This window comes from Actinoallomurus bryophytorum (assembly GCF_006716425.1).
Classification (GTDB): domain Bacteria; phylum Actinomycetota; class Actinomycetes; order Streptosporangiales; family Streptosporangiaceae; genus Actinoallomurus; species Actinoallomurus bryophytorum.
Genome location: NZ_VFOZ01000001.1, coordinates 3,317,747 through 3,332,183, shown reverse-complemented (window position 1 = coordinate 3,332,183; position 14,437 = coordinate 3,317,747). Strand labels below are relative to the sequence as shown.

Below are 14,437 nucleotides of genomic sequence, written 5' to 3'. Positions count from 1 at the left end.
CTGTTACGGTGACATGCGGTCGGCGCCGGAGCATCCCTTTCCCTTCCATTCCCATGCGCCTCTCGACTCGCCCGAGACCGGCCGCGGGAGCCGGCGAGTGGGGCAGCATGCTCTTCCGCGGTCACGATCGGGAGCCCGTCGCGTGGGGACGAAAACCCGTTGCGCGGCCATGCGACGCTGAGACGCATGCGAGTGAGATTTCCCCGGCTGGCCGACGGCCAGCGCTCTTTCAGCGTCGTGGAGCGTTCGGATGGTGTCCGGTATCGCGTGCACGAGGGTGTGGCAGGGCCTGCCCTGCCACACGACGCGGTCCACTTCGTCGTCGAGCGTGAGACGGAGGAAGACGGAGGCTTCTGGGGAGCGGTGGCCGCGGGTGCGGTGTTCTCCAGCATGAGGCACATCGACGGCCGTCGGCCTCCCCACGCCAAGGAGCGCTCTGAGTCGGCGATCCGCGCTCGGTCCGAACGGCTGCAGCGTGCGGAGCTGATGGCCGACCTGGTGGAGTACGTCGCCGCGGAGGGCATCACGTCCGCCGGCGGCGTCGCCAAGGCGGCCAGGGAGGTGCTCTCCACGCTTCCCGACACGAGCGTCGACGGCCCGAAAGTGATCGCGGCCGCTGCGACGCTCCAGGCCACCGCCCGCCGCTGGGCGTCACTCGCTCCCGGCGATGAGCTGACCTTCGACTGGCCCGAGAAACGACGCCGGTAAGGCAGCCGAAAGCCCCACCAAAAAACCTGGCGGAGGCTTTGGATTGAGTGTGCCTAAGAGGATTTGAACCTCCGGCCCCATCCTCATCAGTTCGATCATGATCTAGGTGATCGCCGACGTCGGCCGTCCACGCGGGTCCGCGTTCATCCGGCGACGTCTACCGGTGTTGCTGTCACCGTTGCTGTCAGTCCGGGAAGTCGCTGTCGTCGTAGTGATCATCCGACCTGACCAGAGCGGCGATGTACGGATCGTGCTCCCACACGTCGTGTCCGTCTGCCCATCGCCCCAGCCACTCGGCGAGGCTGGGCCAGACCTGGTCCTGGTCCACGACAACCATTGGCGCATCCCGCTAGGTCCAGTCCCAGCCATCCCAATCGAACATATAGACCGGGTTCCCGGGCTCCGTCAGCGACACGTGAAACCAGACGCTCCACCCGCCGTAGACCAACGGGAAGCTCAACGGACCGTTGAGCTCCGGATTCGCCACGTTCTACCGGCGGTCGCCGAAGAAGGGCAGCCGCCGCGACATCCCGCTCCCGCCCTTCCTGGCCGAGCTGCTCGCGGCTCACGTCTCGGCGTCGTCGAAGAGCTACTGCTCCTGCCCGGACAGGCCATGACCAGCGGCCACATGAGTACGTATTCCTCGGCCCCGCGGGCGGCCACCACCGCCGGAGCAACCTACCGGCGGTAGTTCACCCCGTCCACAGAGGCGTTCGTCCTGTGGATAACCGCCGGGCATCGCCGGTCCACGTGCGCCTGGACGGCGAGGCGTGGCCGGGCCAGCCGGTGGTCGGCCGGCGGTCGGCCGGTGGTCGGCCGGAACAATGCGGAACGTGCGGAGGCGGCGTGGCTGGCGGTCGAGCTGGGCCTGACTCCGCACGGCCAGCGGCACAGCCACAAGACGTGGCTGATCGAGGACGGCGTGCCTGATCGAGGACGGCGTGCCCGAGGTCGCGAGGTACGAGCGGCTCGGGTATCGGCTCGGGGGGATCCGCAGGGTGTACTCGCACTCGACGCCGGAGATGCGGCAGCGGATCCTCGACGGTCTCCAGGCGCGGTGGGAGTCGCCGCTGGAGCAGCGCGCGGGCGATCGACCTCGGCGCCGGCCGGGAGCCGCACGCTCCGGTGGCGTTGCTCGACGAGCTGCTGGAGCCATGGCGTGAGGGCGGCGCGCGGCGTGGCGATCGGCCCGTCGTGGTAGAGCTCCGGAGCGGCCGGCAGACCATGGCCGGGTGAGGTTCGCGTCGGGGCTCGTTTTGCGGAACGATCCCCAGTATTTCTCCAGTACAACGCAGAAACCCCCGCCAGCGGCGGGGGTCTCGTTGTGTCTGGGCTGGTGGGCCTAGGAGGACTTGAACCTCCGGCCTCATCCTTATCAGGGATGCGCTCTAACCGACTGAGCTATAGGCCCGTGCAGCTGCTCCCGGTCGAGGAGGACCAAGGGGCGACGTCGAGAAACAGTACCCGATCGGCACCCCTAACCGGTAATCGTTTGGCCCCCCCGACGCGGTGCAGTCGCGGTTATGAGTCGGCTTCCTTCAAGGTGACCTCGACACCGCCGACAAGATCGGCGGCCATGTTGTAGATCACCGACCACACCGTGGCCAGAGCCGTAATGAGAAGGACGTTCAGCGTGCCGATCAGCGCGGTGTAGCCGAGGATTCTCGCCGCCGAGAACCAGCTCGCGGGGTTCAGGCCGCCGGTCTTGCCCTGGTCGTTCGAGGTGAGGTCGTGGATCGTGTTGGACAGCGCATCGAAGACGCCGAGCCACGACAGGATCACATAAAGCACCGCGACCGCGACGAACAGCACAAGGAAGCACACCAGCGACATGATGAAGCTGAACTTCATCACCGACCACGGCTCGAACCGCGCCACCTGAAGGTGGGCCTTCCGCGGTGCCTTGCGGCCACCGGACTTGTCCGGCTTGCGCAGGGAGCCCGTCAGCTTGGAGACCCGCGCGGCGGCCGACTCGATCGCGGGGCGGCCGCCGGAGCTGCCAGAGCCACTCGGACCGGCGGGGTCGCTTGGAGCACCAAGGCCACCGGGCGCGTACGAGGCCGGGGTGCCGCCCGAAGCGGCTCCTCCACCCAGGGCGCGACTCGATGGGGTTGAAGAATCCATGGCCGCGCTCCTACCCGAACTCGGCATCGACTCCCCAATTTCGTACGGATAGTTCGCGTCATCATCTCGCGGCGCGGGCTCGCTCGCCCACTTTTCGGCCCCAGAACCGTCGTTTTCTGGTTCGCCGAAGCCCGCACTGCCAAGATCCTTTGGCAGGCCGAACGACGCCGTACGACTGCTCGACTCCTCCACGTCCGAGGACCCCGAGGACTCGAAGGACTCCGAGGACTCCAAGGAGGGCGACGAGAACGACGAGGAGGTGGAATCGAAGGCGTCCACCGCCGTCGCGTCATCGTCGTCATCCTCATCGGCCGACGGCGCTTCGTCGGCCGGTGCGACGTCCTGCACCGTGTCGTAGTCGTCCTTGGCCGGGATGTCGACAACCGTCTCGTCCGGGTCCTTGGCGGACCCGTTGGTGTCGTCTGCGGCGTTGGTCTTCACGGTCACTTCGTCGCTCGGCGGCTTCGCGGCGCTGGTCTTCTTCCGCGTCCGGCCGCCCTCGGCGTCCGCTCCGGTCGGGCGCTGTCCGGACTTGCCGTTAGCGTCCTTGCCGGCGTTGGCCGTCATATGACCTCCCCGGGAAGGCGACGCACTGCCTGCTGACGGATCAGGTCATTCACGCGTCGCTCCCTTCCCCGGACTCTGTGTCCGGCTCTGCGTCAGGGTCCTCGATGGACTCTACGTTCCTCGCGATGGCTACGACGCTGTCACCATCCGCGAGGTTCATTAGACGTACCCCCATGGTCGAACGTCCAGACTGTTTGACACCTGACGCTCGCGTACGGATTACGCCACCGCTCGCGGTGATGGCATAGACCTCATCGTCTGGCCTGACCATGAGGGCGCCCACCAACCGGCCGCGAGTTTCAACGATCTTAGCGGTCAGAACACCCTTGCCCCCACGGCCGTGGAGGGGGTACTGGATGGCCGGGGTCCGTTTCGCGTACCCGCCCTCCGTCGCGACCAGCACATCCTCGCCTTCGCGTACGACGTGCATGTCGAGAACTTCCTGGCCGTCGTCGAAGCGCATGCCGATCACGCCGGCGGTGGCACGGCCCATCGGCCGCAGCACGTCGTCGCGGGCGGGGAAGCGGATGGCCTGTGCGCCGCTGCTGACCATGAGCAGGTCGTCCTCGGGGGAGACCAGCCGTGCGGCGATCAGCTCGTCGCCCTCGTCGAGGTTGATCGCGATGAGGCCGGCCGAGCGCGGGGAGTCGTACGCCGCCAGCTCCGTCTTCTTGATCCGGCCCTGCTTGGTCGCCAGCACGAGATAGGGCGAAACCCCGTAGTCGCGCAGGTCCAGAACCTCGGCGATGCGCTCGTCCGGCTGGAACGCGAGCAGGTTGGCGACGTGCTGCCCACGGCTGTCGCGGCCCGCCTCGGGAAGCTCGTACGCCTTCGCCCGGTAGACCCGGCCCTTGTTGGTGAAGAACAGGATCCAGTGGTGGGTCGTGGTCACGAAGAAGTGGTCGACGATGTCGTCCTGCTTGAGGTGCGCCCCGCGTACGCCCTTACCTCCGCGCTTCTGCTCGCGGTAAAGGTCGGTCTTGGTGCGCTTGGCGTAGCCGCCGCGGGTGATCGTGACGACCACGTCCTCCTCGGCGATCAGGTCCTCCATGGACACGTCGCCGTCGAAGGGGATGATCTTCGTGCGCCGCTCGTCGCCGAACTTGTCCACGATCGCGGTCAGCTCGTCGCCGACGATCGACCGCTGGCGCTCGGGCGAGCCGAGGATGTCGTTGTAGTCGGCGATCTCCGTCATGAGCTTGTCGTACTCATCGGTGATCGCCTGGCGCTCCAGGGCGGCCAGCTTGCGCAGCTGCATGTCCAGGATGGCCTGCGCCTGGATCTCGTCGATCTCCAGGAGCTGCATCAGGCCGGTCTGCGCCTCGGATGCCGACGGCGACCGCCGGATCAGCGCGATGACCTCGTCGATGCGGTCGAGGGCCTTGAGCAGGCCGCGCAGGATGTGCGCGCGCTCCTCGGCCTTGCGCAGCAGGAAGCGCGTGCGGCGGACGATGACGTCGATCTGGTGGTCGACCCAGTGCCGGACGAACTGGTCGAGGCGTAGCGTGCGCGGCACGCCCTCGACCAGCGCGAGCATGTTCGCGCCGAAGGTCTCCTGCAGCTGCGTGTGCTTGTAGAGGTTGTTGAGGACGACCTTGGCGACCGCGTCGCGCTTGAGCACGATCACGAGCCGCTGACCCGTACGGCCCGAGGTCTCGTCCCGTACGTCGGCGACCCCGGTGATCTTCCCTTCCTTGACCTGCTCCGCGATCTTCAGCGCGAGGTTGTCCGGGTTGACCTGGTACGGGAGCTCACTGACGACCAGGCACGTACGGCCCTGGATCTCCTCGACCTCGACCACGGCCCGCATGGTGATCAGGCCGCGGCCGGTGCGGTAGGCGTCCTCGATGCCCCGGCGCCCCACGATCAGGCCGTAGGTCGGGAAGTCCGGGCCCTTGATCCGCTCGATCAGCGCGTCGAGCAGCTCTTCGTCGGTGGTGCCGTAGTTGTCGAGGTACCACGCGACGCCCGAGGCCACCTCGCGCAGGTTGTGCGGAGGGATGTTGGTGGCCATGCCGACCGCGATCCCCGCCGAGCCGTTGACCAGCAGGTTGGGGAAACGGCTCGGGAGTACGTCAGGCTCCTGCGAGCGACCGTCGTAGTTGGGCGTGAAGTCGACGGTCTCCTTCTCGATGTCACGCAGCATCTCCATGGCCAGCGGCGCCATCCGGCACTCGGTGTACCGCATGGCGGCGGCCGGGTCGTTGCCCGGAGAGCCGAAGTTGCCGTTGCCGTCGACCAGCGGGTATCGCAGCGCCCACGGCTGCGCCAGCCGCACGAGCGCGTCATAGATCGCGCTGTCGCCGTGCGGGTGGTAGTTGCCCATGACGTCGCCGACGACGCGCGCGCACTTGAAGTAGCCGCGGTCCGGGCGGTACCCGCCGTCGTACATGGCGTACAGCACGCGGCGGTGCACCGGCTTGAGGCCGTCGCGCACCTCCGGCAGTGCCCGAGCGACGATGACCGACATCGCATAGTCGAGGTAGCTGCGCTGCATCTCGACCTGGATGTCGACCGGCTCGACCCGATCCCGTGGTTCGTCGGGCGGCAGGGTAACGTCCGTCACCTGAAAGACCTCTTCCAGCTTGAGTCGTACGGGTGCGGGCTAGTGACGACCCGCGAGTCCGTTTAGATGTCGAGGAAGCGCACGTCCTTGGCGTTGCGCTGGATGAACGAGCGGCGTGCCTCGACGTCCTCACCCATGAGGACCGTGAACAGCTCGTCCGCCTGGGCGGCGTCGTCGAGCGTGACCTGCAGCAGAATGCGGTGCTCGGGGTCCATCGTCGTGTCCCAGAGCTCCGCGGCGTTCATCTCGCCAAGGCCCTTGAACCGCTGCACGCCGTCGCGCGGACGCGGGTCGCGTTTGCCCGACTCCATGCCGGCCTGGATCAGCGCGTCGCGCTCACGGTCGGAGTAGGCGTAGTCGGAGTCCTGACCACGGGCGTCCCACTTGATCTTGTACAGCGGCGGCTGGGCGAGGTAGACGTGCCCGGCCTCGACCAGGGGCTTCATGAAGCGGAACAGCAGGGTCAGCAGCAGCGTGCGGATGTGCTGGCCGTCGACGTCGGCGTCCGCCATCAGGATGATCTTGTGATAGCGGAGCTTCTCGATGTCGAACTCGTCGTGGATGCCGGTGCCCAGGGCGGTGATCATCGCCTGGACCTCGTTGTTCTTCAGGACCCGGTCGATGCGGGCCTTCTCCACGTTGAGGATCTTGCCGCGGATCGGGAGGATCGCCTGGTACTGCGGGTTGCGGCCGCCCTTGGCCGAGCCGCCCGCGGAGTCTCCCTCGACGACGTAGATCTCGGTCTTGCGCGGGTCGGTGGACTGGCAGTCCGACAGCTTGCCCGGCAGTGAGGTGGACTCCAGCAGGCTCTTGCGGCGCGTCAGGTCGCGGGCCTGGCGGGCGGCGATGCGCGCGCGTGCCGCCTGGGTGGCCTTGTTGATGACCTCTTTGGCCTCACCCGGGTTGGCGTCGAGCCAGCCGCGCAGGTTTTCGTACATGGCCTTCTGGACGAACGACTTGGCCTCGGTGTTGCCCAGCTTGGTCTTGGTCTGGCCCTCGAACTGCGGGTCGGCCAGCTTGATCGAGATGATCGCGGTGAGACCCTCGCGTACGTCCTCGCCGGCGAGGTTGTCGTCCTTGCCCTCGCGCAGGAGTTTCTGCTCGCGCGCGTACTTGTTGACGACGGTCGTCAGCGCGGCGCGGAAGCCCTCTTCGTGGGTGCCGCCCTCGGCCGTGTTGATCGTGTTGGCGAAGGTGTGCACGGACTCGGAGTAGGAGCCGCTCCACTGCATGGCGACCTCGAGCGACATGCCCTCGGTCTCGTCGCTGAACGCGATCACCGTGTTGTGGACGGACTCCTTCTTGGCGTTGAGGTAACGCACGAAGTCCTCGATGCCGCCCTCGTAGTGATACGAGACGACCTTGGGCTCACCGTTGATGTGCTCCGGCCGCTCGTCGGTCAGCGTGATCGACAGCCCCCGGTTGAGGAAGGCGTACTCCTGCATGCGCCGGCTGAGCGTCTCGAAGTTCCACTCGAGCGTCTCGAAGATCGTGCCATCGGGCCAGAAGGCGATGATGGTGCCGGTCTCGTCGGTCGCCTCGCCCTTGGCCAGCGGGGTCGTGGGGCCCTGCCAGTTGTAGGACTGGCGCCACACGTGGCCATCGACCCTGACCTCGGCCTCCAGCCGGGTCGACAGCGCGTTCACCACCGCGGAGCCGACGCCGTGCAGGCCGCCGGAGACCGCGTAGGACTTGCTGTCGAACTTGCCGCCGGCGTGCAGCGTCGTGAGGACGAGTTCGATCGCCGGTCGTTTTTCAACGGGATGCTCGCCCACGGGGATGCCACGGCCGTTGTCCGTCACGCGGACGCCACCATCGGCGAGCAGTGTCACCGTGATGGTGTCGGCGTGTCCCGCGAGGGCCTCGTCGACGGAGTTGTCGACGATCTCGTACACGAGGTGGTGGAGGCCGCGCTCACCGGTGGAACCGATGTACATCCCAGGGCGCTTGCGGACCGCCTCCAGGCCTTCCAGGACAGTGATCGAGCTAGCGTCGTACGCCAAGTGGAGATCCTCCTGCCGGAGGACACACGCCGCGCAGCTCCCCGTAACACAAGCGGGGCGCCCGATCCACGGGCGGCCCGCAACGGCGATCGTGTCCTGTATCCGTCTCTATTCTATCCAGACCAGCCCCCTTCCTGGGCCATGAAGCGCGTTGTGAGCCCGTATAAGCCCCGAAACCTGCCCCAGCGGGATCCCCCTATTGGGTCTGGGGGGTTGAGAGGCGTACAGACTGCGAAATCGAATTCGGCCGGTGGTGTCGAACGCAGTGTCAACGGGTTCCTCACAACCTGTGGAAAACCCTTGCGGACAACCCGGATCGGGCGACCGGCACGAGCCGGATTTCGGGGATCTCGGCGGATACCACGGGGTACGGGACCAGGCTCAGGGACGGGGCCCGCGGCCGCCGGTCACGCGGAGACGTCCGCTGCCGCGATTTCCGGTCGAGGGGCCCACGACCTTGACCCGCTTCACGGTGCCGTGGCCGAGGTCCTCGTTCAGCCTCTTGACAAGGTTGGACGCGAGCAGCCGTACCTGGGTGGCCCAGCTCGCCGAGTCGGCGGCGATGACCAGGATGCCGTCCTCGAAGGTCTCCGGCTTGGTGTGTTCGGCCAGCTCAGGGCCGACGATCTCCGGCCAGCGCCCGAAGACGCCGCCGACGGCCGCGCGCTCCTGCCAGCCGCGTGCGGCCATCAGCTCGCGGATCGCGGGACCGAACGCGGTCGGATCGCTGCCGCCGCGCCCGGGCTCGCGCACCGGCTTGCGGCGCTTCTTGCGCCCCTGCCCGGGCAGCGCGCCACGCTCGCGTGCGTCCGCCTTAGCCTGGGCCAGAGCCTCTCGCGCAAGCTCGATCCCGGACTTCGCCGGGTTTTCCACAGGCTGTGGATCCTGGTGCTCATCGGACACGTGAGACCTCCCCGTCGGCTACGTCAAAGGCCGCGCCACTGAGCTGTGCGGGCACGTCGGCCGGCACGGCCGCGGTGATGAGAACCTGTTCGGCGGGCGCGACCAGCTCGGCCAGGCGCCTACGGCGGCCGGTGTCCAGCTCGGCGAACACGTCATCGAGGATCAGCACCGGGTCATCGCCGTCCGCGCGGAGCAGTTCGAACGCCGCCAGCCGGAGGGCCAGCGCGAAGGACCAGGACTCGCCGTGGCTGGCGTACCCGCGGGCCGGCAGATCGCCGAGCTTCAGCACGAGCTCGTCGCGGTGCGGCCCGACCAGACTGATGCCGCGCACCAGTTCGTTCTGCCTGGCCTCGGCCATCGCGGCGAGCATCGCCTCGCCGAGTTGCCCACGATCTGTGGACAACTCCGTGCCGGCCGAGGCGCGGTACTCCAGGTCGGCGGCGCCGCCGGGAGCGAGGTCGGCGTACGCCTTGGCGACCAGCGGGCGCAACGCGGCCACCAGCTCCAGCCGGGCTCCGAGCAGCTCCCCACCCGTACGAGCGAGGTGGGTGTCCCAGACGTCGAGCGTGCTCAGGACCTCCTGGCCGGGCGAGCGCCGGTGCGCGGCGGCGGACTTCAGCAGGGCGTTGCGCTGCTTGAGGACTCGGTCGTAGTCGGACCGGACGCCGGCGAACCGCGGCGCGCGTACGGTCAGCAGCTCGTCGAGGAACCGGCGCCGATCGCCCGGATCGCCCTTCACCAGCACGAGGTCCTCGGGCGCGAACAGCACGGTCCGCAGCATCCCCAGCACCTCGCGGGGCCGCTGCACCGGCGAGCGGTTGAGCCGGGCGCGGTTGGCGCGGCCCGGGTTGATCTCGAGTTCGATCAGCGCGCGACGCTCGTCGCGGACCACCCCGGCCCGGATGATCGCTCGGGCCGCGCCCTGCCGGACCAGCGGTGCGTCTGTGGACACGCGATGGCTGCCGTGCAGCGCGACGTAGCCGATGGCCTCGACGAGGTTGGTCTTGCCGTGTCCGTTCGGGCCCACGAACGCGCTGATCCCCGAGTCCAGGGCGAGGTCCGCGGACTCGTAGGACCGGAAGTCCTGCAGCGTCAGGTGGGCGACGTACACCCGGACGAGCGTAGGGCAGCTGGCGCGTACTCGTCGCCCACCACGAGTTGTCCCCAATCTGTGCACAACCCCGGCCCGTCTGTGGAAACGGCAACGAGGGTGGTCCCCACCTCGGAGACCACCCTCGCAGCCGGCGTCGTCAGGACGGCGGAGTCACGTCGGCGCCCGGCGAGTCGGCGCCCTTCAGCGTCTCCACGGCGTGCCCGCCGAACTGGTTGCGGAGCGCGGCGACCATCTTCATCGCCGGCGAGTCCTCCTGCTGCGAGACGAACCTCGCGTACAACGCGGCAGTGATCACCGGCAGCGGCACGCCCAGGTCGACCGCCGTCTGCACCGTCCACCGGCCTTCGCCGGAGTCCTGTGCATAACCCTTCAGCTTGGCCAGGTCGGGATCGGCGTCCAGCGCCAGATCCGCCAGGTCCAGGAGCCAGGAACGGATGACCGTGCCCTCGCGCCAGCTGCGGAAGGTCTCCGGGACGTTTTTGACCAGGTCACTGGCCTCAAGGAGCTCCCAGCCCTCGGCGTAGGCCTGCATCATGCCGTACTCGATGCCGTTGTGGACCATCTTGGCGAAGTGGCCGGCGCCCACCTCGCCCGCGTGCACGAAGCCGAAATCCCCTTCCGGCTTCAGCGCCTCGAAGATCGGCATGAGGTGCGTCACGTTGTCCCCGCTGCCGCCGACCATCAGCGCGTAGCCGTTCTTCAGGCCCCAGACGCCGCCGCTGACGCCCGCGTCGACGAAGCCGATGCCCCGCTCGGCCAGCAGCTGAGCGTGCTCCTGGTCCTCTTTGAAGTGCGAGTTGCCGCCGTCGACCACGACGTCTCCGGGTTCGAGCGCATCGCGGAGGCTGTCCACCGTCGCGCGGGTGGCCTCGCCCGCCGGGACCATCACCCACACCGCCCGCGGTGCCTTCAGCCGCTCCATCAGCTCCGGCAGGGAGCTGACATCGCTGACATCCGGATTGTGGTCGTACCCGACGACGGTGTGGCCGGCCTGGCGCAAGCGCTCGGCCATATTGCCACCCATGCGGCCTAGGCCGATCATCCCCAGTTCCATGTGAGTTCTCCTCAGAAGGGGTCCCCGTCCCTTATGAGCGTAGTGAACGGGACGATCAACTCGACAAGCGGATCGGCATGATCAGGTAACGGTAGTCCGGATCCTCGTCGTTCGCGGGCTTGCCCGTCATGACCGCGGGCTTCGTGGAGGTGGTCATGGCCAGCCGCGCGACGTCGGAACCGATCGCGCTCAGCCCGTCGAGCAGGAAGTGCGGGTTGAAGGCCACGTCGATGTCCTGGCCCTCGAGAGAAGCGCCGAGAACTTCCACAGCCTGTGCATCGTCGCCGCTGCCGGCCTCCAGGACGACCTCGCCCTGCCGGAACGACAGGCGTACGGGGGTGTTCTTCTCCGCGACCAGGCCCACGCGCTTGACCGCCTCGGCGAACGGGCCGGTCTCGATCTCGGCGACGGCCGAGGTCTCCTTCGGCCACAGCGACTGGTACTTGACGAACTCCGCGTCCAGCAACCGGGTGGTCGTACGGCGGCCGCCGCCGTCGAAGCCGATCATGCCTTCGCCGCTGCCGCTTCCCCCGGCCGCGAGGGCGATCGAGACCTCGGCGCCCGAGGTCAGCGCCTTGGCCGTGTCCGAAAGCGTCTTGGCGGGCACCAGGGCGACCGCGGAGAAGTCGGGCTGCTCGGGCTTCCACCTCAGCTGCCGTACGGCGAGCCGGTAGCGGTCGGTGGACGCGAGGGTGACGGTCTCGCCCTCGATCTCCAGCCGTACGCCGGTCAGCATCGGCAGGGTGTCATCACGCCCCGCGGCGATGGCGACCTGGGCGACCGCGGCCGCGAATTCGTCGCTGCCGACCATTCCGGCGGCCGGTGGCATCGCCGGAAGACTCGGGTAGTCCTCCACAGGCATCGTCAGCAGTGTGAACTTCGCCGTGCCGCACTTGAGCGTGACCTTCGCCCCGTCGGTGGTGATCTCGACCGGCTGGGCGGGCAGGCTGCGGGAGATCTCGGCGAGGAGCCGGCCCGACACCAGCGCGGTGCCCGGCTCGTCGGCGTCGATGTCCATCGTCATCTGCGCGGAGACCTCGTAGTCGAACGAGGACAGCTTCAGCGTCTCTCCGGCCTCGATGAGCATGCCCGCGAGCACGGGCACGGGCGGGCGGACCGGCAGGGTTCGCGCGGTCCAGGCAACGGCGTCTGCGAGGACGTCTCTGTCGATGCGGAATTTCACTTTGGACCGTCTCCTGAGGTTTTGATCACCTGGGGTCGTGGAACTGAACCGAACGAGCGAGTCACATCGTGGCCCGCTCGAGGCCCCTACGTTCTGTCTTTCTCTCTCTAGATAGATAAACAGTCATCGTCATAGGGGCCGTGGATACTGGGGAAAAGCCTAGTCCTCGCAGGTCAGAGCGCATATTCCTGTCCACCCCCGCTGTGCATGACCCCTGTGTACTCGGTGGATGCCTGAGGATGAACGAAATCTGTCCCCACGTCGTCCACCGGACGTCCACTGGTCATCCCCATCTCATCCACCGGATCCGGGCCTCGATCCACCGGTTGTCCACCGGAAATGATCCACAGAGTTTTCCCCACCCTGTGTAATCCACGGACTCTGGATAACCCGTGTGGAGTTCCTGTGGACGCCTGTGGACCGCTGGGGACAACTCAGGCCCCGCCGTTGCGTGCCTGCTGCTTGATGCGGTTCGTCAGCTCGGTGACCTGGTTGTAGATCGGGCGCTTCTCCGCCATGAGCTTGCGGATCTTCCGCTCCGCGTGCATGACGGTCGTGTGGTCCCGTCCCCCGAACTGCTGGCCGATCTTCGGCAGCGACAGCTCGGTCAGCTCGCGGCAGAGGTACATCGCGATCTGCCGGGCGGTGACGAGCACCCGCGAACGCGACGGGCCGCAGAGCTGCTCCATGTCGATGCCGAAGTACGTCGCGGTCTGCGCCATGATCGTCGCCGCGGTGATCTCCGGACCGCTGTCGTTGGGGATGAGGTCCTTGAGCACGATCTCGGCGAGCTGCAGATCCACCGACTGGCGGTTGAGGCTCGCGAACGCGCTGACGCGGATGAGCGCGCCCTCCAGCTCGCGGATGTTGGTGGAGATCTTCGAGGCGATGTACTCGAGTACTTCCGGCGGCGCGACCAAGCCCTCCTGCACGGCCTTCTTACGCAGGATCGCGATGCGGGTCTCGAGCTCGGGCGGCTGGACGTCGGTGATCAGGCCCCACTCGAACCGGTTGCGCAGCCGGTCCTCCAGCGTCACCAGTTGTTTCGGTGCGCGGTCGCTGGAGATCACGATCTGTTTGTTCGCGTTGTGGAGGGTGTTGAAGGTGTGGAAGAACTCCTCCTGCGTCTGCTCCTTGTTCTCCAGGAACTGGATGTCGTCGACGAGGAGGATGTCCATGTCGCGGTACCGCCGCCGGAAGTTGTCGGCCTTGCCGTCGCGGATCGCGTTGATGAAGTCGTTGGTGAACTCCTCCGAGCTCACGTAACGCACACGTGCCCCGTTGAACAGGCTCTGCGCGTAGTGGCCGATCGCATGCAGCATGTGCGTCTTGCCCAGGCCGGAGTCGCCGTAGATGAACAGCGGGTTGTACGCCTTGGCCGGCGCCTCGGCCACCGCCACCGCCGCGGCGTGCGCGAAGCGGTTGGACGAGCCGATCACGAACGTGTCGAAGGTGTACTTGGGATTCAGCCGCGCGTGCTCGCCGGTGCCCTTGCTCTTGGCCGGCGCGGAGGGACGCGGCTGCCAGCCTCCGTCCGGCGCTCCGGGAGTGGGGACGAACGGGTCGCGCTGTGAGCCCTTTTGACCGGACGGGCCACCGCGGTCCTGCTGCTGGTCCGCGCGGTAGTGACCGCCGTAGGGCTCGGCGCCGTACCCGTCGTTCCCGTAGCGCTCGCCGGGGTACTGCTGGCTCGTGTAGCGCTCCGGGGCGTACTGGTTGTCGGAGTACTGATTGTCGGAGTACTGGCTGTCCGGGTACGGGTTCTGGCCGAAGGCGCTCTGCTCGGGTGGGTACGGCCGCGGGTCGGCGGCCGGGCCGCGCAGTGTCTGGCCGGAGTAGCCGGAGGGCTCGGGTGAGTACGGCGCACCGCGCGGGGGCTGCTCGTGCTCCTGGTCGGACTCGGGCTCGGCGGGCAGCGGCCGCTCCACCGGCGGCGGAGCGTCGGGCTGTACGGTCACGGCGACCCGGATGTCGCGGCCGAGCTGGGTCGACAGCACCTGGGTGATGAGCGGCCGAAGGCGGTTTTCCAGCACGTCCTTGGCGAACTCATTGGGCGTCGCCAGCAGCGCGGTGTCCTCCACCAGGGCGAGCGGCCGGGTCATCGCCAGCCAGGCGCGGTGCTGGGGGGGGAGATCACCCGGCAGGGCCTCAAGCGCCCTGGTCCACACCAGGGCAAGGTCCAGACCGTCCATGTTGTTCTCCCCTCCCTCGTCAG

Annotated in this window: 11 protein-coding genes and 1 tRNA gene; 2 read left to right on the top strand and 10 right to left on the bottom strand. The window is 67.8% G+C overall.

Translation table 11 applies throughout. The annotated features are described in order from the left end of the window. The first annotated feature begins 186 nt into the window (after positions 1–186). Complete coding sequence (locus FB559_RS15465; RefSeq protein WP_141956271.1) at positions 187–708, top strand: hypothetical protein; 522 nt, start codon at positions 187–189, stop codon at positions 706–708. 184 nt (positions 709–892) lie between these two features. Here FB559_RS15465 and FB559_RS43880 read toward each other — a convergent pair whose 3' ends face one another. Then, entirely contained in the window at positions 893–1,045 is a 153-nt protein-coding gene (locus tag FB559_RS43880) for a hypothetical protein (RefSeq protein WP_185792225.1), read from the bottom strand. Positions 1,046–1,175: 130 nt separating this feature from the next. Here FB559_RS43880 and FB559_RS43875 point away from each other — a divergent pair, with 130 nt between their 5' ends. Next, a complete protein-coding gene (locus FB559_RS43875; RefSeq protein ID WP_185792224.1) occupies positions 1,176–1,325 on the top strand; it encodes a hypothetical protein in 150 nt (49 codons plus the stop codon). Positions 1,326–2,042: 717 nt separating this feature from the next. Here FB559_RS43875 and FB559_RS15460 read toward each other — a convergent pair. The 9 genes from FB559_RS15460 to dnaA form a co-directional block, all read right to left on the bottom strand. Next, positions 2,043–2,119 (bottom strand) — tRNA-Ile (locus tag FB559_RS15460). Between the two features lie 110 nt (positions 2,120–2,229). Then, a complete protein-coding gene (locus tag FB559_RS46450) occupies positions 2,230–3,399 on the bottom strand; it encodes a DUF3566 domain-containing protein (protein WP_342780937.1) in 1,170 nt (389 codons plus the stop codon). Between the two features lie 49 nt (positions 3,400–3,448). Then, positions 3,449–5,965, bottom strand: coding sequence for a DNA gyrase subunit A (gene gyrA / locus FB559_RS15450; RefSeq protein WP_141956270.1), 2,517 nt, complete (start codon positions 5,963–5,965; stop codon positions 3,449–3,451). Between the two features lie 62 nt (positions 5,966–6,027). Then, positions 6,028–7,968 carry a DNA topoisomerase (ATP-hydrolyzing) subunit B gene (gene gyrB / locus FB559_RS15445; RefSeq protein ID WP_141956269.1) on the bottom strand — a complete coding sequence of 647 codons (1,941 nt, stop codon included), beginning with the start codon at positions 7,966–7,968 and terminating at the stop codon, positions 6,028–6,030. Positions 7,969–8,349: 381 nt separating this feature from the next. Next, entirely contained in the window at positions 8,350–8,871 is a 522-nt protein-coding gene (locus FB559_RS15440) for a DciA family protein (protein ID WP_246121620.1), read from the bottom strand. Further along, entirely contained in the window at positions 8,861–9,982 is a 1,122-nt protein-coding gene (gene recF / locus FB559_RS15435; protein WP_141956268.1) for a DNA replication/repair protein RecF, read from the bottom strand. The genes FB559_RS15440 and recF overlap by 11 nt, the downstream gene beginning before the upstream one ends. Positions 9,983–10,121: 139 nt before the next feature. Next, entirely contained in the window at positions 10,122–11,039 is a 918-nt protein-coding gene (gene gnd / locus FB559_RS15430) for a phosphogluconate dehydrogenase (NAD(+)-dependent, decarboxylating) (RefSeq protein WP_141956267.1), read from the bottom strand. A gap of 55 nt (positions 11,040–11,094) precedes the next feature. Continuing rightward, entirely contained in the window at positions 11,095–12,222 is a 1,128-nt protein-coding gene (gene dnaN, locus FB559_RS15425) for a DNA polymerase III subunit beta (protein ID WP_141956266.1), read from the bottom strand. A gap of 434 nt (positions 12,223–12,656) precedes the next feature. Further along, positions 12,657–14,414 carry a chromosomal replication initiator protein DnaA gene (gene dnaA, locus FB559_RS15420; protein WP_141956265.1) on the bottom strand — a complete coding sequence of 586 codons (1,758 nt, stop codon included), beginning with the start codon at positions 14,412–14,414 and terminating at the stop codon, positions 12,657–12,659. Between the last annotated feature and the right edge of the window lie 23 nt (positions 14,415–14,437).